Source organism: Duganella fentianensis (assembly GCF_009857835.1).
Lineage (GTDB): Bacteria > Pseudomonadota > Gammaproteobacteria > Burkholderiales > Burkholderiaceae_D > Rugamonas > Rugamonas fentianensis.
The window spans coordinates 728,983-747,725 of the sequence record NZ_WWCL01000003.1 but is presented as its reverse complement, the minus strand read 5'-3'; the positions used below and the strand labels follow the sequence as shown (position 1 = coordinate 747,725).

General features: G+C 59.5%; 18 protein-coding genes. 2 read left to right on the top strand and 16 right to left on the bottom strand.

The window, feature by feature from the left end:
• Window positions 1-4 precede the first annotated feature (4 nt).
• From GTP23_RS16445 to GTP23_RS16405, 9 genes are all read right to left on the bottom strand, one after another.
• Entirely contained in the window at window positions 5-784 is a 780-nt protein-coding gene (locus GTP23_RS16445; protein WP_161036103.1) for an enoyl-CoA hydratase, read from the bottom strand.
• Window positions 785-887: 103 nt separating this feature from the next.
• Window positions 888-2,084, bottom strand: a complete 1,197-nt coding sequence (locus tag GTP23_RS16440) for an acetyl-CoA C-acyltransferase (RefSeq protein WP_161036102.1) — start codon at window positions 2,082-2,084, stop codon at window positions 888-890.
• A gap of 41 nt (window positions 2,085-2,125) precedes the next feature.
• Entirely contained in the window at window positions 2,126-2,575 is a 450-nt protein-coding gene (locus tag GTP23_RS16435; RefSeq protein WP_161036101.1) for a PaaI family thioesterase, read from the bottom strand.
• 83 nt (window positions 2,576-2,658) lie between these two features.
• Entirely contained in the window at window positions 2,659-5,058 is a 2,400-nt protein-coding gene (locus tag GTP23_RS16430; protein ID WP_161036100.1) for a 3-hydroxyacyl-CoA dehydrogenase/enoyl-CoA hydratase family protein, read from the bottom strand.
• 18 nt (window positions 5,059-5,076) lie between these two features.
• Window positions 5,077-6,867: an acyl-CoA dehydrogenase C-terminal domain-containing protein gene (locus GTP23_RS16425; RefSeq protein WP_155436301.1), complete on the bottom strand. Its 1,791-nt coding sequence runs from the start codon at window positions 6,865-6,867 to the stop codon at window positions 5,077-5,079.
• Window positions 6,868-6,935: 68 nt separating this feature from the next.
• Window positions 6,936-7,556, bottom strand: coding sequence for a TetR/AcrR family transcriptional regulator (locus GTP23_RS16420; RefSeq protein WP_155436302.1), 621 nt, complete (start codon window positions 7,554-7,556; stop codon window positions 6,936-6,938).
• A 203-nt stretch (window positions 7,557-7,759) separates the two neighbouring features.
• Complete coding sequence (locus GTP23_RS16415; RefSeq protein ID WP_161036099.1) at window positions 7,760-8,137, bottom strand: RNA-binding S4 domain-containing protein; 378 nt, start codon at window positions 8,135-8,137, stop codon at window positions 7,760-7,762.
• Window positions 8,134-9,297, bottom strand: coding sequence for a cardiolipin synthase ClsB (clsB, locus tag GTP23_RS16410; RefSeq protein WP_161036098.1), 1,164 nt, complete (start codon window positions 9,295-9,297; stop codon window positions 8,134-8,136). Before clsB ends, GTP23_RS16415 begins: the two co-directional genes overlap by 4 nt.
• A 4-nt stretch (window positions 9,298-9,301) precedes the next feature.
• Window positions 9,302-10,117, bottom strand: a complete 816-nt coding sequence (locus GTP23_RS16405; RefSeq protein ID WP_161036097.1) for an endonuclease/exonuclease/phosphatase family protein — start codon at window positions 10,115-10,117, stop codon at window positions 9,302-9,304.
• A gap of 308 nt (window positions 10,118-10,425) precedes the next feature.
• Here GTP23_RS16405 and GTP23_RS16400 point away from each other — a divergent pair, with 308 nt between their 5' ends.
• Together GTP23_RS16400 and GTP23_RS16395 are read left to right on the top strand one after the other, a co-directional pair.
• Complete coding sequence (locus GTP23_RS16400; protein ID WP_161036096.1) at window positions 10,426-11,175, top strand: ABC transporter ATP-binding protein; 750 nt, start codon at window positions 10,426-10,428, stop codon at window positions 11,173-11,175.
• 12 nt (window positions 11,176-11,187) lie between these two features.
• Complete coding sequence (locus GTP23_RS16395; RefSeq protein WP_161036095.1) at window positions 11,188-12,387, top strand: ABC transporter permease; 1,200 nt, start codon at window positions 11,188-11,190, stop codon at window positions 12,385-12,387.
• A 43-nt stretch (window positions 12,388-12,430) separates the two neighbouring features.
• Here the strand turns inward: GTP23_RS16395 and nudB are convergent, their stop codons facing one another.
• The 7 genes from nudB to GTP23_RS16360 form a co-directional block, all read right to left on the bottom strand.
• The gene (gene nudB, locus GTP23_RS16390; RefSeq protein ID WP_202412244.1) at window positions 12,431-12,895 is read right to left on the bottom strand and encodes a dihydroneopterin triphosphate diphosphatase; all 465 of its coding nucleotides are present in this window, start codon (window positions 12,893-12,895) and stop codon (window positions 12,431-12,433) included.
• Window positions 12,896-12,946: 51 nt separating this feature from the next.
• Window positions 12,947-14,746, bottom strand: coding sequence for an aspartate--tRNA ligase (gene aspS / locus GTP23_RS16385; RefSeq protein WP_202412243.1), 1,800 nt, complete (start codon window positions 14,744-14,746; stop codon window positions 12,947-12,949).
• A 94-nt stretch (window positions 14,747-14,840) separates the two neighbouring features.
• Window positions 14,841-15,461 (bottom strand): DUF502 domain-containing protein, encoded by a 621-nt coding sequence (locus GTP23_RS16380; protein ID WP_161036092.1) that lies wholly within the window; start codon window positions 15,459-15,461, stop codon window positions 14,841-14,843.
• 41 nt (window positions 15,462-15,502) lie between these two features.
• Complete coding sequence (locus GTP23_RS16375; protein ID WP_161036091.1) at window positions 15,503-15,820, bottom strand: FmdB family zinc ribbon protein; 318 nt, start codon at window positions 15,818-15,820, stop codon at window positions 15,503-15,505.
• A 73-nt stretch (window positions 15,821-15,893) separates the two neighbouring features.
• Complete coding sequence (locus GTP23_RS16370; protein WP_161036090.1) at window positions 15,894-16,493, bottom strand: methyltransferase domain-containing protein; 600 nt, start codon at window positions 16,491-16,493, stop codon at window positions 15,894-15,896.
• Window positions 16,494-16,503: 10 nt separating this feature from the next.
• Window positions 16,504-18,072, bottom strand: coding sequence for a ubiquinone biosynthesis regulatory protein kinase UbiB (gene ubiB, locus GTP23_RS16365; protein ID WP_155436311.1), 1,569 nt, complete (start codon window positions 18,070-18,072; stop codon window positions 16,504-16,506).
• Complete coding sequence (locus GTP23_RS16360) at window positions 18,069-18,692, bottom strand: ubiquinone biosynthesis accessory factor UbiJ (protein ID WP_161036089.1); 624 nt, start codon at window positions 18,690-18,692, stop codon at window positions 18,069-18,071. The genes ubiB and GTP23_RS16360 overlap by 4 nt, the downstream gene beginning before the upstream one ends.
• Window positions 18,693-18,743 lie beyond the last annotated feature (51 nt).

Sequence of the window (18,743 nt, the reverse complement as noted above, 5' to 3'; positions counted from 1 at the left end):
CGCATCAGGCGAACTGGCTGAAGTCCGGCTTGCGTTTCTGGAAGAAGGCCATGAAGGCTTCGCGCGCTTCCGGTGCCACCAGCATGGCGCCGAAGTGGACGTTTTCTGCTGCAATCGCATCGGCTACCGGGCCTTTACGGGCGGCTTTCATCAGCTGCTTGGTGACGCGCAGCGAACTGGCCGGCAGTGCTACCAGCTTGGCGGCCTGCGCTTCGGCAAAGGCGCGCAGTTCGGCGGCCGGCAGAATTTTTGAAATCAGGCCCATCTCCAGCGCTTCCTGTGCAAGGAAAGCTTCGCCCAGCATCAGCTTTTCTGCTGCGCGCGGATAACCGGCCAGTTGCGTCAGCAGCAGGCTGGAACCGTACTCAGGGCACAGACCCAGTTGCACGAACGGTACGGAGAACTTGGCGTTGTCGGCTGCGTAGACCAGATCGCAATGCAGCAGCAGCGTGGTGCCGATGCCGACGGCAGCCCCCGCGACCGCAGCCACTACCGGCTTGCTGCAGTTGGCCAGTGCCATCATGAACTGGTAGACCGAGCGCGCTTCAATACCGGCGCCATCGTCGGGACGGGCCGACTTCATGAAGTCTTCCAGATCGTTACCGGCCGTGAAAATTTCCGGCTGGCCGCAGATCAGCAGCGCACGCACGCTGGTGTCCTGCTCGGCAGCGTTGATGGCGTCGGCCATGCTCTGGTACATCGCCGAAGTGATCGCATTCTTGCGCTCGGGGCGGTTGAATTCCAGCGTCAAAACGCCGTTGCTAATGCTGCTCAAAATATCCATGCTGTCTCCAAAATAGTGAAAGGGCGCCGGAAAATTCCCAGCGCCCTTTGGACGGTTGCGCTCAAGCGCCTATGCGGTCTATGCAGCCGCCGTACGCGTTAGTTTATACGCGCTCGATGATACCAGCGGCACCCATACCGGCGCCTACGCACATGGTGACCATGCCGTATTTCAGGTTGTTGCGACGCAGAGCGTGCACCACGGTGGCAGCACGGATCGCACCGGTAGCGCCCAGCGGGTGGCCCAGCGCAATCGCGCCGCCCATCGGGTTGACCTTGGCCGGGTCCAGACCCAGATCGCCGATCACGGCCAGCGCCTGTGCAGCAAACGCTTCGTTCAGTTCGATCCAGTCCAGCTGATCCTGGGTGATGCCGGCCGCTTTGCAAGCTTCTGGAATCGCGAACTTAGGACCGATACCCATGATTTCCGGTGGTACGCCTTTGACAGCGAACGAGGAGAACTTGGCCAGCGGGGTCAGGTTGTGCTCGCGCAGGAACTTCTCCGAAACCACCAGCAGCGCGCCTGCGCCGTCCGACATCTGCGAGCTGTTACCGGCAGTGACGGAACCTTTGGCAGCGAACACTGGCTTCAGCTTGCCCAGCGATTCGATGGTCGAATCAGCACGGGCACCTTCGTCGGTATCCACGGTGCGGGTCTTGATCTTGATTTCGCCGCTGGCCAGATCCGGCGTACGGGTGATGATTTCCACTGGCGTGGTTTCATCCTTGAAGAAGCCAGCCTGCTGGGCAGCGATAGCACGGCGGTGCGATTCGACCGAGAAGGCATCCTGCGCTTCACGCGAAACTTTCCACTGGGTCGCCACTTTTTCAGCGGTCAGGCCCATGCCGTAGGCCATGCCCACGTTTTCGTCGGTGAACATGTTCAGGTTCATCGATGGGTGGTGACCCATCATCGGTACCATGGACATGGATTCCACGCCGCCAGCGATCATCGCATCAGCTTCGCCAACGCGGATACGGTCAGCGGCCATGGCCAGCGCGGTGATACCGGAAGCGCAGTAACGGTTGACGGTCACGCCGCCGATGGTGCGTGGCAGACCAGCCAGCAGCACCGATTGACGGGCGATGTTGAAGCCCTGCTCTGCTTCAGGGAAGGAGCAGCCGATGATGGCGTCGGTGATCAGGGCCGGGTCCAGGCCAGGAGCCTGTGCCAGTGCCGATTGCATTACGCGCACCAGCAGATCGTCTGGGCGGGTCTTGTTGAACATACCGCGTGGCGCTTTGCCGATCGGGGTACGGGTCGCGGCGACGATGTAGGCGTCTTGAATTTGTTTGCTCATTTTATTCTTTCAAAAATTTTTGATCGAAGTCGGTTGCGATGTTAGCTACGCTTCTCGGATAAATACCATTCCACTTGAACCTGTGCGGCCAGCGTGCCGGCGGCGTCGAAAATATCGACTTCCACGGGAAACGCTACCTTGCCTTGCGCTTTCAACTCGGCCTTCAGCGCGGCCAGATCGCCGGGCACCCGGCCCACCGCACGGGTGGCGCCTTTGGCGACCTTCTGATACTGGATGCGCGATTCCTTGGCCACAGGGCGCAGAGTAGGAATCAGCTCCGCAAAACCGCCCGCCATGGCTGCTCCGGAGGCCGTTTCGGCCAGCGTGAACAGCGCGCCGGCGTGCGGCGTGCCCAAGTGGTTGTGCAGCTTCTGGTCGTCCGGCATCGACACCTGCGCGGTGCCGTTGCCGATTTCGTCTATCCTGATGCCCAGCGTGCGCACCAGCGGCAGGGTATCCATCATCTGTTGCTTGATACGGTCATACACCATGCTCGGTCTCACTCGCAGTAATACTTTAAAAATCAGGCTCAGGACAGACATACACTTAGAAGCGTTGCTTAGTTACGCACTGCTTAGTTGCGGACCGGTTTACCGGTCTGCATCATGCCCATGATGCGTTCCTGGGTCTTCGGATGGTTCAGCAGTTCCAGGAAAGCTTTACGCTCCATATCCAGTATCCACTGTTCGCTCACGAAGGAACCCTGATCGATATCGCCACCGGACACGATCTCGGCAATCATTTCGCCCAGTTTGAAGTCGTGTGCGGAGATGAAGCCGCCGTCGCGCATGTTCACCAGCTGGGCCTTGATGGTGCCGTAGCCGTAACGGCCGGTCACTTGAATCGGTGCCTTCAGTGGTGGACGGTAGCCCTTGTCGAACATGGCGCGAGCTTCTACTTTCGCTACGTGCAGCAGTTCGTAAGGGTTGAACACGATCACGTCGTCTTCTTTCAGGTAGCCCATAGCCTGTGCTTCCAGAGCCGATTTCGACACGTTGGCGGTAGCCGCGTTGGTGAAGCCGGTTTTCAGGAATTGCAGGATGTCGGTGCCCTTGGCTTCTTTGTAAGCGCGTGCTGCTGCTTCTTTCAGACCGCCGCCGGCAGGAATCAGGCCTACGCCCACTTCCACCAGACCGATGTAGGACTCGATCGATGCTACGCGTTTCGATGCGTGCAGCGCCATTTCGCAGCCGCCGCCCAGTGCCAGACCGGCTACTGCGGCCACCACTGGAACGTTGGAGTACTTCATGGCCATGAAGGTGTCTTGCAGTTCGCGGATGATAGGATCAACCGCCTTGGCACCACCCTGCATGAACGCTGGCAGCGCCGATTGCAGGTCAGCACCGGCCGAGAAGGCACCGCCTTCGGCAGCGTCGGCACTCCAGATCACCAGACCTTTGTAGTTCTTGGCTGCTTCCGCCAGAGCCATCTTGAAGCCCTCGATCACGCCCTGACCGATCACGTGCATCTTGGTCTTCAGCGAGATGACCAGCACCTCGTCGCCGCTGTGCCACAGGCGTACCGAGTCGTCCTCAAACACGGTGGTGCCGGCAGTGCGGCCGTCGATAGCGCCCGAACCGAATACCGGAGCGCGGAACTGCTGACGCTCGTACACGGCCAGGTTGGAACGTGGCACGAACGATTTCGATACGGCCGACCACGAACCTTCAGGGGTGTGGACGCCGCCTTTTTCAGCTACAGGGCCTTCGAATACCCAGGCTGGCAGCGGTGCGTTGCACAGTGCGTGGCCTGCGTCGATGTCTTCTTTGACCCAGTTGGCAACCTGGGTCCAGCCAGCGGCTTGCCAGGTTTCGAACGGGCCCACGTTCCAGCCGAAGCCCCAGCGCATGGCGAAGTCGATTTCGCGCGCGTTGTCGGCGATGCTGTCGAGGTGGATAGCGATGTAGTGGAAAGCGTCACGGAAGATCGCCCACAGGAACTGGCCTTGTGGATTGGTCGATTCGCGCAGTGCTTTCATCTTCTTGACCGGATCCTTTTCTTTCAGGATGCGGGCAACGATGTCGGCAGCCTTGCCGCCGCCGGTCACGTATTCACCGGTAGCGAAGTCCAGACGCTGGATCTCTTTGCCTACTTTTTTGTAGAAGCCGGCGCCGGTCTTCTGACCCAGCGCGCCTTTTTCTACCAGACCTGCCAGCACGGCCGGGGTTTTGTAGACGGCGGCGAACGGATCGTTCGGCAGGTAGTCCTGCATGGTTTTGATTACATGGCCCATGGTGTCCAGACCGACCACGTCGGCGGTACGGAAGGTACCCGACTTGGCGCGACCCAGCTTGGCGCCGGTCAGATCGTCGACCACGTCGACCGACAGACCGAATTTCTCGGCTTCGTGCACGATGGCCAGAATGCCGAACACGCCTACGCGATTAGCGATGAAGTTAGGGGTGTCCTTGGCACGTACCACGCCTTTGCCCAGCGTGGTGGTCAGGAAGCCTTCCAGCTGGTCGCTGATTTCCGGCTTGGTGAACTCGGTCGGGATGATTTCGACCAGGTGCATATAGCGCGGTGGGTTGAAGAAGTGCACGCCGCAGTAGCGCGATTTCAGATCCGCATCGAAGCCTTCCGACAGCTTGGTGATCGACAGGCCCGAAGTGTTCGAAGCGAAGATCGCGTTCGGCGCAATGTGCGGTGCCACTTTGGCGTACAGGTCGTGTTTCCAGTCCAGACGCTCGGCGATCGCTTCGATGATCAGATCGCACTCGGCCAGCTTGGCCAGATCGTCTTCATAGTTGGCGACTTCGATCAGGGCAGCGTGTTCCTTGTTACCCAGCGGTGCAGGCGAGAGCTTTTTCAGGTTCTCGATAGCGCGCAGCACGATGCCGTTTTTCGGACCTTCCTTGGCTGGCAGGTCGAACAGCACCACAGGCACTTTGGCGTTGACGCAATGAGCGGCGATCTGCGCGCCCATAACGCCGGCGCCCAGCACGGCTACTTTTTTAACGATGAAATTGGTCATGTCGTATCCTTAAGTTGCTTAGAACAGGTCAGCGTCGAGGGCCATCAGGTTGGCCGAACCCGAACGAGCCTGACGGATCAAGGTTGCAGTTTCTGGTTGCAGACGGGCGAAGTAGAAGCGTGCGGTCGCCAGTTTGGCTTTGTAGAAGTTGTCGCCGCTGTCTTCCTTGGCCAGCGCGATCTTCGCCATTTGAGCGAAGAAGTAGCTGTACACCATGTGACCGACTACGCGCAGGTAAGGCACGCAGGCAGCGCCGACTTCGTCCGGGTTCTGGAAGGCTTTCATGCCGATTTCCATGGTCAGCTTGGTGACCTTGTCGCCCAGGTCGCCCAGCGGGGTCACGAATTCGCTCATGGCTTCATCGGTACCGTTGTCTTCTACGAAGGCTTTGATTTTCTCGCCGAATTTACGCAGCTTGGCACCGTTGTCGCCGAGGATCTTACGACCCAGCAGGTCCAGCGACTGGATGGTGTTGGTACCTTCGTAAATCAGGTTGATACGGGCGTCACGTACGTACTGCTCCATGCCCCACTCCGAGATGTAGCCGTGGCCGCCGTACACCTGCATGGCTTCCGAGGTAGCGATCCACGCATTGTCGGTGATGAAGGCCTTGACGATAGGGGTCAGCAGGGCTACTTCGTCAGCGGCTTCTTTACGCACTTCTTCGTCCGGGTGGTGCAGTTCGCGGTCGATCTGCAGTGCCACGTAGGAAGTGAAAGCACGCGCGCCTTCAGCGTAGGCTTTACCGGTCAGCAGCATGCGGCGTACGTCAGGGTGCACGATGATAGGGTCAGCCGCTTTATCAGGTGCTTTAACGCCCGACAGCGAACGCATCTGGATACGGTCTTTGGCGTACACCAGCGCGTTCTGATAAGCCACTTCGGTCAGACCCAGCGACTGCATGCCCACGCCCAGACGGGCAGCGTTCATGAACACGAACATGGCGTTCAGGCCTTTGTTCGGCTGGCCGATGATCCAGCCTTTGGCGCCGTCCAGATTCATCTGGCAGGTCGAGTTACCGTGGATGCCCATTTTTTCTTCGATCGCACCGCAGGTGATCGGGTTGCGCTCGCCGATAGAACCATCGGCTTTCGGCAGGTACTTAGGTACCAGGAACAGCGAGATGCCTTTCGAGCCTTCCGGTGCGTCCGGTACGCGGGCCAGCACCAGGTGCAGGATGTTTTCCGACATGTCGTGTTCGCCAGCCGAGATGAAGATCTTGGCGCCGGTGATGTCCCACGAACCGTCAGCCTGTGGAATCGCCTTGGTGCGCAGCATGCCCAGATCGGTACCGCAGTGTGGCTCGGTCAGGCACATGGTGCCGGTCCATTCGCCCGAAACCAGCTTAGGCAGGTAGATTTTTTTCTGTTCGTCGGTGCCGTGTTCTTTCAGGCACTCGTAGGCGCCGTGCGACAGACCAGGGTACATGGTCCAGGCCTGGTTGGCCGAGTTCAGCATTTCGTAGAACGAGTTGTTCAGCACTACTGGCAGGCCCTGGCCGCCGTATTCAGGATCGCAGGCCAGTGCAGCCCAGCCACCTTCCACGTACTGCTGGTAGGCTTCCTTGAAGCCTTTCGGGGTGGTCACGGTCTTGGTTGCGGCGTCGTGCTTGCAGCCTTCGCGGTCGCCCGAGTGGTTCAGCGGGAACAGCACTTCCGAGGTGAATTTGCCGCCTTCTTCCAGCACCTGGTTGATGATGTCGGCATCAACTTCAGCGTAGTCCGGCAATGCTTTCAGTTCTTCACCGACGTTCAGGAACTCGTGCAGAACGAATTGCATATCCCGGATTGGTGCGACGTATTGACCCATGATTTTCTCCTGATGACTTTTGTAGTGACTACGAAATGTTTAAATGGTGAGCGGATGAGATGCTGCGTTTAGTGCTGTGCGACCACCGCTGCCGGTGATTGCGGATTGCGATACGTACCTAACAGGCGTTCAAAACCGATGCCGGCCCGTGCCAGACTGCCCGGAATGCGCAGGAAACGCGCATCGTGGTGCAGGGCCAGAATCAGGCCATACATTTCATATACCAGCTGCTGCGGATCGGTATCGGCTTTCAGATCACCGCATTCGACCGCCTGCTTCACGCAGCGCAGCAAGGCGCCCTGCCAGGCACCGACCATGGCCATCAGCTCTTCGCGGATAGGGCCCGGACGGTCGTCATATTCGACGGCGCCACTGATATAGATACAACCGGAAGCCACTTCCACGCTGACCCGTTTCACCCAGCGGGCGAACATCGACTGCAGACGCTGGATACCGCGTGGCTCTTTCACACTGGGGAAGAACACTTCCTGTTCGAAGCGGTGGTGATACAGCTTCAGCACTTCCAACTGCAAATCTTCACGCGAACCGAAGTGGGCAAACACTCCGGACTTGCTCATGTTCATCTTATCCGCGAGCAACCCGATGGTCAGACCTTCGAGACCATCGCGGCTGGCCAGATCCAGTGCCACGTCCAGAATTGCGGCCCGTGTCAGCTCACCTTTGCGCATAAATTTAGTTGAGGTATTAATAAGATTACGTCCCAAGGTAAAAATTAATCTAGAGAGAAGAGAGCATTCTGCGCTAGTTAAATTTACTCCGTGTGAAAGAATTGCGAACGCTCGTACTATTATCTACCAAGGGGTAAATGTCAAACAGTACCGTTAGAGGTGTGGTTCTATTGATGCGACGCAGCAAAATCAGCACGAACGTGCTATAGCTTGCCCAACTGGCGGCGGTCGCGCTTGGTGGGACGGCCCTTGATATCGGCGCCGGGCTCGCGGTACAGGCGGCGGTGTTCGGCCACTTCGGCCCGGCGCGCCACGCTGGCATCAGTTTCTTCGTAGAGGTTGCGCGCCACCGTGGCGGGGCCGCGCACTTCGGACAGATTCATCACATCGACTTCCCAGCGGTCGGAACCGTTATCGATGTCCAGCACATCGCCGATGCGCACGGCACGGGCCGGTTTCACCTTGTCGCCGCCCAGTTTGACTTTGCCGCTATCGACGGCATCGGTGGCCAGCGAGCGGGTTTTGAAGAAGCGGGCCGCCCACAGCCATTTATCCAGTCTTACACTGCCATTCTCGTTCACGCGTATTTCCCTACTGCGACTATGCGCATAATCATCTTGTATGCAAAATAGGCCAGTTCGTAGCCTAGCCGGCGCCAGCGCCCCACATGCTCGAAATCGCTGGTGTGGATCACCACGCCCTCGCCCACAGCCGCCTCGATGTGCTGGCGCAGGCTGCTGGCAAACGCGGCATCCTTGATCACCACATTGGCTTCCTGATTCAGGAACAGGCTAAGCCCGTCCACATTGCTGGAGCCTACCGTGGCCCAGTCATCGTCGATCACGGCCACTTTGGCGTGCAGCTGGGTCTTGCGGTATTCCACCACCGTCACCCCGGCGGCCAGCAGCTTGGGGTAGAAGGAATGGGCGACGGCATCCTGCAGCCAGAACTCGCCCACGCCTATCAGCAGCGTCACCTGCACGCCGCGCTCGGCGGCGGCGGCCAGCGCGCGGCGGAACTTGGCACCCGGCGCGAAATACGGATTGGCCAGCAGCACGTTACGGCGCGCCTGCCCCAGCGCCTGCAGATAGGCGCGCTGGATGGTGCGGCGGTTGCGCAGATTGTCACGCACGACGAAACCGGCCTGCACCATGTTCTGTACAGCCTGCTTCTGCACTTTGCGCAAGTCGCGGTACAGCTCGAAGCGCTTGATCAGGCCCATTTTGCCCAGCCGCAGCCACTGGCTCTGCATCTCCATATGGATGGTGCCCACCAGCGGGCCGATGACCTGCACGGCAAAATCCCAGCGCGGCGCAGCCAGACTGAGCGCGCCACCATGGTCGCCGCGCATATCATCGACCACATTGATGCCGCCTACGAACGCTTGCGACTGGTCCACCACGCACAGCTTGCGGTGGGTGCGCGTCACGCCGCGCTTGAACCACGGATTGAAAATACGGTGCTCGACCCCGGCTTCCATCAGCTGGGCATGCATCTGGGCGATGCGACCGCGGCCCGTGCCCCACCAGTCGGTAATCATGCGTACCTGCACGCCACGGCGCGATGCGGCCGCCAGTGCGGCCAGCACGGCCCGCCCGGTGGCATCGTCGGCAAAGATATAGGTCTCGAAATAGATTTCGTACTGCGCGCTATCGATGGCAGCCAGCAGCGCAGGGAAAAACTCGGCGCCCGTGTGCAGCAGCAGCACATCATTGTCCGCAACGAAGTTGACGGTGGGCATAGGTTCAGGTCAGCGTCAGATTGGCGACGATGGGCGCATGGTCGGACAGCTTGGCCCACAGGCTGCCGTGCAGCACTTGTGCTGTCTCCACCTGAAAACCGCGCACATAGATGCGGTCGAGGCGGAAAAACGGCAGCGCCGCAGGAAAGGTGCGGGCCGGATGCACGCCCTGCTTGCGGCGCAGCGTACGCACCAGCTCATCGAGCGCGGAATTGCTGCCGATTTCATCGAACGCTTCGCGCACGCCGAGCGCGTTGCGCAGTTCGGCACTGAGGCTGTTGCGCCAGTCGTTGAAGTCGCCGGCAATGATCACGGGTTCGCCGTCGGGGGCCGACTCGCGCACGGCCGCGATCAGCGCCTGGGTCTGGCGCCGCCGTCCTGCTTCGAACAGACCGAAGTGCACCACATAGCAGTGCACGGGGCCGCGCGCCGTGTCCAGCACACAGTGCAGGATGCCGCGCTGTTCATAAGCGTGGTCGGACACATCGTGGTTGATGCTGTTGGCAATCGGGAAGGCGCTGAGCAGGGCATTGCCATGGTGGCCATGGTCGTACACGGCATTCATGCCATAGGCCGCATGGGCATGGCGCGATTCGCCGGCAAAATACTCGTGCTGCGCCGCAGCAGGCCAATGCTTGCGGCCCAGATGTTCGGCGCCGTATTTGGCCGCCTTGCGATCATGCTGGCCCTGCACCTCTTGCAAAAAAACGACATCGGCATCGAACAGCCCGATGGCCTGCTTGAGTGCCAGCACGCGCGGTTCACTGCGTATGGCCGATACACCCTTGTGGATATTGTAAGTAGCAACGCGGATTCTCATAAGACTATTCTAACCCTGAGTCCGGAGCTGCGGCGTATGTCGCCGCACATATTGCGCGGGTGAATGGGAGTGCACAGCTCCCGCCGTACTGACGGGAGCGTACGCCACTGACGCCGCTTCGAGGCCAGCGCGCCTTGCCGGCATCTGCGTTGATGGTGAGAGTCCATATGACCAGCACGATCACGAATCAGGTATATTATCCTTTTAACAATCACAGCTGAACTCAATGAAAAAGACTGTGGTGCCCTGCCAATACATGAGCCAGAAGCGGCCACACCCAATAAACCAGCGAATCAAGAAAGGCGTACATGATCGAAGCAGTCGGACTTAAAAAGACCTACCCTGGAACGGCAAAAGGCCAGCCTGTACAGGCGCTCAAATCAGTCTCCTTTACTTGTCGGCAGGGCCAGGTACTGGGGCTGATCGGCCCCAACGGCGCGGGCAAGACCACTACCCTACGCATCCTGTCCGGCGCCATCACTGCGACCGACGGCGAGGTGCGCGTAAAAGGTCTTAGCCTGATGCGGGAACACATGGCAGCGCGCCGCCAGATCGGTTTTTTGTCGGGCCACACGGGCCTGTATCTGCGGCTTTCCGTACGCGAGAATATCGAATACTTTGGCCGCGCCTACGGCCTGCGCGGTGCTGCGCTGCGCGCCAGATCGTCCGAGCTCATCGAACAGCTCGGCTTGCAGCAATATGCCGACCAGCTGGTGGATAAACTCTCTTTCGGTAATAAGCAACGGGCTGCCATTGCGCGCACGGTAGTGCATACGCCGGAAATCCTGATTCTCGATGAGCCTACCACCGGGCTGGACATACTGGGCGCCAAGCTGGTGAATGATTTTGTCCGCGAATATAAACGCAGCGGTGCTGCCATCATCTTTTCTACCCACCATATGCATGAGGTAGAAGAATTGTGCGACGAGATCTGCATCATCAATAACGGCGTCAGTGCATTCCAGGGCGCGCTGCCTCAGCTGCTCAGTCATACCGGCACCTCGTCACTGCATGGCGCTTATCTGCACACCGTTACTGCAACCGATACTTCTGTTTAAAGGCCGCCTGCAATGTGGAACGTATTTTTAAAAGAACTACTGGAAATCCTGCGCGATAAACGTACGCTGGCTTTCATGCTGCTCATGCCCGCCATAATTGTTCCTGCGCTGTTTTCCGGCTACGCAAAATTAGCCTCCGACAAAGCCCAGCAGGAAGGTACGCGCGAACTACGCTACGCGCTGGTGGCAGACGATGGGGCACCGATATTGCAAGCCGTACTGGCGGCCACGCCCAGGCTGCGCGCCGTCCCGCTAGGCTCGCAACAGGCCGCCATCGCCGCAATTCAAGCTGAACAGATCGACTTCGCCCTGATCTTTGCTGCAAACGGCGAACGTGCCATTCTGGCTGGCCAGCAACCGGAGATATCGCTGGCCTATAACACCGCGACGGTGTTCGACGGTGTCGGCAAGCGGATCAAACCCCTGCTCGCTGCAGCGTACACGAACAGGCTGCGCGTTGAACGCCTCGCCATCGCCGGCGTTACGCCGGATCTGGCCGCCACATTGAACTCGCCCTTTAAGCTGAGCGTTGCCAGCACTGCCAGTGCACGGCAGGAACATGGCGAACAGATAGGCGCATTGATTCCATATCTGCTGTTCATCATGGGACTCATGTCATCGATCGCAGTCGCCATCGATATGGGCGCCGGCGAAAAAGAGCGCGGTACGCTGGAGTCCCTGCTGCTGCTACCGATTTCCCGCTCGACGCTGGTTATCGCCAAGTTTCTCGTGGTACTGTGCGCAGCCGTGATTTCCGGCGCCATCGGCATTGCCTCGATGGGCTTCTGCGCGATGTACATGCTGGGACAGCAAAGCAGCGAATTGCAGTCGCTCACCCAGTATATCCAGGTGCCGGAACTGCTCATGCTGGGTTTGCTGATCCTGCCGGCCTATGCCATGGTGGCAGCGTTGCTGCTGTCGATATCCTTCTTTGCCCGTAGCCACAAGGAAGCGGCCAGCTATGCGCAGCAGATGACGCTCATCGTATTCTTGCCCATCATGGCAGCCATGCTACCGGGGATGAAACTGAGTGATGGCTGGTCGTTGGTGCCGATCACCAATACCGCACTGGCGATTAAAGAGGTCATCAAGGGCACCATCGTGCTGACCGATCTGATCAGCGTCTTCCTCTCCACCTCGGTGGTCGCCATAGTGCTGCTATTGATGTGCATCCAGTGGTGCAAACGCGAAGCGGTGCTATTCCGCTCTTGATCTAAGGACTGCTACCGGGCCGGGGCCATATCAAAACCCTGGCTCAGGTGTCCGTGTGGCCGACCTGGCCGCGCAGCTGGAGGATGGCCTCGGCGTTGGAGGCGGAGAAGCAGCGGTCGGCCGCTTCCAGATAGGGCAGCCAGAGATAGTTCACATGCTCGCGCGGCGACAGCTTGACCTCGGTCTCGCGCGGCACCTGCACGCTGAAAACGTGCTCGGTGTTTTCCGTCACACCGGGCGCATAGCGGTGGCGCCAGACGGGATAAATGGTGTAGATGTTGGAGAGCTGCCAGTCGCGCAGCACGATCTGCTGGCCATCGGCAACGATGCCCGTTTCTTCGAACAGCTCGCGGGTGGCAGCGGCCAGCAGCGGCTCGCCCACGGCATCGAGCGAACCGGTCACGGACTGCCAGAAACCGGGCTTGTCGGCCCGTTCTATCAGCAGCACTTGCAGGTCGGCCGTGTGGATCACCACCAGCACCGATTCGGGGATCTTGTAAGGCTTCATAGCAAACATAAAAGAAAAGGCGCCGCAGCGCCTTTTCCTGATACGACAGACTTAGCCAGCGACTTTTGGCTCGGTGGCGCGCAGACGGATGTGCAGTTCGCGCAGCTGCTTCTCGTCCACTTCCGACGGCGCCTGGGTCAGCAGACACTGGGCACGCTGGGTTTTCGGGAAGGCGATCACGTCACGGATGGAATCGGATTTGGTCATCAGCGTGACGATACGGTCCAGACCGAAGGCCAGACCACCGTGCGGAGGCGCGCCGTACTGCAGAGCGTCCAGCAGGAAGCCGAACTTCAGGCGAGCTTCTTCGGCATCGATCTTCAGTGCACGGAACACTTTCGACTGTACTTCTTCGCGGTGGATACGGATAGAACCGCCGCCCAGCTCCCAGCCGTTCAGTACCATGTCGTAGGCCTTGGCAATGCAGGCGCCCGGATTGGTTTCCAGCATGTCTTCGTGGCCGTCTTTCGGTGCCGTGAACGGGTGGTGGGTCGCGGTCCAGCGATCCGACTCTTCGTCGTATTCGAACATCGGGAAGTCGATCACCCACAGTGGCGACCAGACGTCGTCGAACAGGCCGGCTTTCTTGCCGAAGTCCGAGTGACCGATCTTCACGCGCAGCGCGCCGATGGCGTCGTTCACAACCTTGGCCTTGTCAGCACCGAAGAAGATCAGGTCGCCGTCTTCTGCACCGGTCAGTTCCAGCACTTTGGCCAGAGCGGCGTCGTGCAGGTTTTTTACGATAGGCGATTGCAGACCGTCACGGCCTTTGGCTTTCTCGTTGACCTTGATGTAGGCCAGACCCTTGGCGCCGTAGATGGCGACGAACTGGGTGTAGGCGTCGATTTCCGAACGTGGCATGTCGCCGCCCTTCGGTACGCGCAGACCGACCACACGGCCGTTAGGCATGTTGGCAGCACCCGAGAACACTTTGAAGTCGACGTCTTTCATCACGTCGGTCAGGTCGGTGAACTTCAGTTTTACGCGCATGTCCGGCTTGTCCGAACCGTAGCTGCCCATGGCTTCGGCGAAGTCCATCACCGGGAACGGGTTAGGCAGCTCGACGTCCATGGTGTTCTTGAACACTTTACGGATCATGTCTTCGAACAGATCGCGGATTTCCTGTTCGGTCAGGAACGAGGTTTCGCAGTCGATCTGGGTGAATTCTGGCTGACGGTCAGCGCGCAGGTCTTCGTCGCGGAAGCACTTGGTGATCTGGTAGTAACGGTCGAAGTTAGCCACCATCAGCAGCTGTTTGAACAGCTGTGGCGACTGTGGCAGCGCGAAGAAGTTACCCGCGTTGACGCGCGATGGCACCAGATAGTCGCGTGCGCCTTCTGGCGTCGACTTGGTCAGCATCGGGGTTTCGATGTCGATGAAGCCCAGTTCGTCCAGATACTTACGCACTTCCATCGACACTTTGTAGCGCAGGCGCAGGTTGTTCTGCATCTGTGGACGACGCAGGTCCAGCACGCGGTGGGTCAGACGGGTGGTTTCCGACAGGTTGTCGTCGTCCAGCTGGAACGGTACTGGCACAGAGGCGTTCAGCACTTCCAGTTGCGAGCAGATCACTTCGATCTTGCCCGATTTCAGGTTGTTGTTGACGGTGCCGGCCAGACGGTCTTTGACCACGCCGGTGACGCGCAGGCAGAACTCGCTACGGACAGCTTCGGCAGCCTTGAATACTTCGGCCTGTTCCGGATTGCACACCACCTGCACCAGACCTTCGCGGTCGCGCAGGTCGATGAAGATCACGCCACCGTGGTCACGGCGACGGTGTACCCAGCCGCACAGGCTGACAGTTTGGCCAAGCAGCGCTTCGGTAGTGAGGCCGCAGTAGTGAGTACGCATTGAGGACATGTTTATTTCTCGGTTCAGGTTAGGTTACTCAGTTAATCTAGTATTTGCTTATTTTTCTGGTACTGCTTCTTTTGCTTATGCTTGCTTATTTGCTGACTGCATCGAGGGTCTTGGGCGCTTCTTCCGGCGCTACCACACCCATCGAGACGATGTACTTCAGTGCCGCATCGACCGACATATCGAGTTCCACCACATCCTTACGCGCCATCATCAGGAAAAAGCCCGAAGTGGGATTCGGCGTGGTTGGAATATAGACGCTCACATAATCGCCCACCAGATGGTTCTTCACATCGCCACCCGGCGTGCCGGTCAGGAAGGCGATGGTCCACGATTGCGGATGCGGATACGGAATCAGCACGGCCTTGCGGAAGGCATTGCCCGACGACGAGAACAGCGTATCGGATACCTGCTTGACGCTCGAATACAGCGAGCTCACCACTGGGATGCGGGTCAGCAGTTTTTCCCATACACGCACCACGTAGTTACCGACCAGATTATTGGTCAGCAGGCCCGTGAGGAACACGATCAGTACCGTCAGCACCGTGCCCAGACCGGGAATATCGAAGCCGATCAGGGTGCGTGGCTGCCAGCGCGCCGGTACAAACAGCAGCGACTGGTCCATGGTGCTGATCACCAGATTAAGCACCCAGGCAGTAATTGCCAGAGGCACCAGAATCAGCAGGCCGGTAATGAAGTACTTACGCATCGGTTAATCTCGTCGGAGTGTGGATCGGACTACGCGGTCGTTCAGGCGCTTTCGCTGCTGCTGGCAGCCGGGGCTGGAGCCGCAGGCGTAGCAGTAGCGGACTCGGCAGCTTCCGGCTTGGCGGCTGGCTTCTGACCTTCCATCGGGCCGGTGGACATACCGGTGGCCGGTGGCGTACCGCCACGGAAGTCGGTCTGATACCAGCCCGTTCCCTTCAACTGGAAACCGGCAGCCGTTACTTGTTTCTTAAACGTCTCTTTGCCGCAAGACAGGCACACTGTCAGCTGCGGGTCGGAAATCTTCTGCAAGACATCCTTGGCAAAACCACAAGCCTCGCAGCGGTAAGCGTAGATGGGCATCTATTACTCCGCAAAAATCATCAAAACCCTGAATTATAAAGCTTTTTAGCAGGCACTTGCCGGTTTCCTGCGCTCAGGCCCGGCGTTGCCAGATCATCCAGCGCTCTTTGCCCTCGAAAACGGCAATCGAATCGCTCACAGGCTGATCTTCGATGCAGTCGAAATTACCATTCAGCAATTCCTCCAGCTCGCTACGGGCGATGCCGAATGGCGGCCCCTTAGGAATATTATCAAAGAAGAAATAGCCAGCCAACAGGCCACCGGCCGGCAGCAAAGCCGCCCAGCGCGCTGCCACTTGTGGCCGCATGGCGGGCGGCAAGGCGCATAAGAACGCCCGCTCGTAGATCAGTTGCAGCGGCTCGCCCTGCGGCTGCCATGCAAAGAAATCGGCCTCCACCACGCGCTCGGCATGGCGGCCGGCCACGGCTTTGCCCTTCTGCACGGCGGCTGGCGCAAAATCGATGGCCGTCACATCCCAGCCCGCATCGGCCAGCAGCACTAGTTCGTGGGCAGCGCCGCAACCGGGGATCAGGCAGCGCCGCGGAGTCTGGGCGGCGACGAAATCGCGCAAGGCTTGCGGCGCTGCGCCGCGGTCCCACGGGGTGAATTCGCGTTCAAAGCGCTCGTCCCAAAAGGCCGGCGAGCGTGGGTCGCGTTGCAGAAAGTCCGCCATGGTCGCAGCGTCAGCCCAGATGGTGCCAGCGCAGATACAGTTGCACGGCCACCACGCCACCGCCAAAGGCCAGTGCGAAATAGATCACCAGCGACAGCAGGCGGTTGGTGCGCTGCTGTTCACCGATCAGCACTTTGAGCAGTTCGCTATTGTCGGGTGCCGGTTCGGCCTGCTGGGCCAGCGCCTTGTGCAGCATGCGCGGTAGTTGCGGAATCACGTGGGCGTAGTGCGGCGCTTCCGCCTTCATGCGCTGCCACATGCCTTTCAGGCCCACCTGCTCGGCCATCCAGTTTTCCAGATACGGTTTGGCAGTCTTCCACAGATCGAGGTCGGGATCGAGCTGACGCCCCAGCCCTTCGATATTCAGCAGGGTTTTCTGCAGCAGCACCAGCTGCGGCTGCACTTCCACATTGAAGCGGCGCGAAGTCTGGAACAGGCGCAGCAGAATCTGGCCGAAGGAGATGTCTTTCAGCGGACGGTCGAAAATCGGTTCGCAGCAGGCGCGCACGGCCGATTCCAGTTCGTCCACGCGGGTATCTTTCGGTGCCCAGCCCGATTCGATATGGGCTTCGGCCACGCGCTTGTAGTCGCGGCGGAAGAAGGCGAGGAAGTTCTGCGACAGGTAATCCTTGTCGAAGTCGTTGAGCGTGCCGACGATGCCGAAGTCCAGTGCAATGTAACGGCCGAAGCTGGCCGGATCGACCGACACCAGAATATTCCCGGGGTGCATATCGGCGTGGAAGAAGCCATCGCGGAATACCTGCGTGAAGAAGATTTCCACGCCATCGCTGGAGAGCTTCTTCAGGTCCACGCCGGCTTCGATCAGGCGGTCGATCTGCGACACGGGGATGCCGTGCATGCGTTCCATCACGATCACGCTGCTCGAGCAGTAATCCCAGAACATTTCCGGCACCAGCAGCAGTTCCGAATTGGCGAAGTTGCGGCGCAACTGGCTGGCATTGGCCGCTTCGCGCATCAGGTCCAGCTCGTCGTGCAGATATTTGTCGAACTCGGCCACCACCTCTTTAGGCTTCAGGCGTTTGCTGTCCGCCCACAACCGTTCCACCATCTCGGCCGCGGTCTGCATCAGCGCCACGTCTTCATCAATGGTTTTCTTCATGCCGGGACGCAGCACTTTGACGGCCACCTGCTTGCCATCTTTGAGCGTGGCGAAGTGCACCTGTGCGATCGAAGCGGACGCTACGGGCGTGCGTTCAAAGGTGGCAAACAGCTCGTCCGGATGGGCACCCAGCGATTTGCGGATCTGGGCGATGGCCAGCTCCGTATCGAACGGCGGCACGCGATCCTGCAGGCGCGACAGCTCTTCCACCAGATCGCCGGGGATCAGGTCGCGCCGGGTTGACAGCACCTGACCGAATTTGACGAAGATAGGGCCCAGTTCTTCCAGCGCCATGCGCAGGCGCACGCCGCGCGGCGCCGACAGGTCGCGCCAGAAAAACACCGTATCGATAATCTTGGCGATGCGCGGCTTTTTCAGCTCGGCAATCGCGATTTCATCCAGACCATACTGAACCGCAACGCGCAGGATTTTCAGTAGGCGTAAAAATTTCAGCATCAGCGCGATCCCAGTTTCTGTTCCAGTTTGGCCAGCCGTTTGGCCGCCCGTTCTACGTCATCGCGCAAGCGCACCACGTCGGCGGAAAAGTCTTCCACCACATGGGGACGGACCAGCACCGGTTTTTCATCAAGCAGGAATTCGGCCACGTTCTCGGCCAGCTTGCGCTGCCCCGTCTTGACGGTTTCCAGCGCCGCCTTGGCGCCCTGCACCATGCGCACGGCGGCTACGGGCCCCACTACCTTTTCCAGATCGTGCTCGGCTTCCCAGCGCAGCGAATTGCTCAGCGAGGAAATCGTGTTGGCAAATTCCGCATCGCCGGCAATCTGCACATAGGAAAACGCCCGCTCGCGGTTCTGCAGCATCAGCGGCACGTCGGCCAGCTTCAGGCTGATGGTCACGCGTGCTTCCTCGCCCTCTGGCGCCGGCTGCAGATAGCCGTCCGGCGTGACCTGCAGGCGCAGCACTACGGCGCCACTATCGATGGCCGCCACCTTGCCCCCATGGCGCTGCAGGGCCGTGCGGGCCCATGGCTCCTGTGCCAGCAAATGGTTGATGGCGGCGCAGGCGGGCGCTGCCGCAGTGAGCCGGTGTAATAACAAACCCAGAGTCGGTGCAATCATACGGATACCGTGTAAACAAAAACTACCAATAAAAAACCGCCCGGATTACGG

Coding starts and splice junctions, on each gene's coding strand:
- GTP23_RS16445 (WP_161036103.1), bottom strand. CDS start 784: ATGGATATTTTGAGCAGCATTAGCAACGGCGTTTTGACGCTGGAATTC.
- GTP23_RS16420 (WP_155436302.1), bottom strand. CDS start 7,556: ATGCGCAAAGGTGAGCTGACACGGGCCGCAATTCTGGACGTGGCACTG.
- GTP23_RS16430 (WP_161036100.1), bottom strand. CDS start 5,058: ATGACCAATTTCATCGTTAAAAAAGTAGCCGTGCTGGGCGCCGGCGTT.
- GTP23_RS16370 (WP_161036090.1), bottom strand. CDS start 16,493: ATGGCGGACTTTCTGCAACGCGACCCACGCTCGCCGGCCTTTTGGGAC.
- GTP23_RS16440 (WP_161036102.1), bottom strand. CDS start 2,084: ATGAGCAAACAAATTCAAGACGCCTACATCGTCGCCGCGACCCGTACC.
- GTP23_RS16405 (WP_161036097.1), bottom strand. CDS start 10,117: ATGAGAATCCGCGTTGCTACTTACAATATCCACAAGGGTGTATCGGCC.
- GTP23_RS16375 (WP_161036091.1), bottom strand. CDS start 15,820: ATGCCCATCTACGCTTACCGCTGCGAGGCTTGTGGTTTTGCCAAGGAT.
- clsB (WP_161036098.1), bottom strand. CDS start 9,297: ATGCCCACCGTCAACTTCGTTGCGGACAATGATGTGCTGCTGCTGCAC.
- GTP23_RS16400 (WP_161036096.1), top strand. CDS start 10,426: ATGATCGAAGCAGTCGGACTTAAAAAGACCTACCCTGGAACGGCAAAA.
- GTP23_RS16425 (WP_155436301.1), bottom strand. CDS start 6,867: ATGGGTCAATACGTCGCACCAATCCGGGATATGCAATTCGTTCTGCAC.
- GTP23_RS16395 (WP_161036095.1), top strand. CDS start 11,188: ATGTGGAACGTATTTTTAAAAGAACTACTGGAAATCCTGCGCGATAAA.
- nudB (WP_202412244.1), bottom strand. CDS start 12,895: ATGAAGCCTTACAAGATCCCCGAATCGGTGCTGGTGGTGATCCACACG.
- aspS (WP_202412243.1), bottom strand. CDS start 14,746: ATGCGTACTCACTACTGCGGCCTCACTACCGAAGCGCTGCTTGGCCAA.
- GTP23_RS16380 (WP_161036092.1), bottom strand. CDS start 15,461: ATGCGTAAGTACTTCATTACCGGCCTGCTGATTCTGGTGCCTCTGGCA.
- GTP23_RS16360 (WP_161036089.1), bottom strand. CDS start 18,692: ATGATTGCACCGACTCTGGGTTTGTTATTACACCGGCTCACTGCGGCA.
- GTP23_RS16435 (WP_161036101.1), bottom strand. CDS start 2,575: ATGGTGTATGACCGTATCAAGCAACAGATGATGGATACCCTGCCGCTG.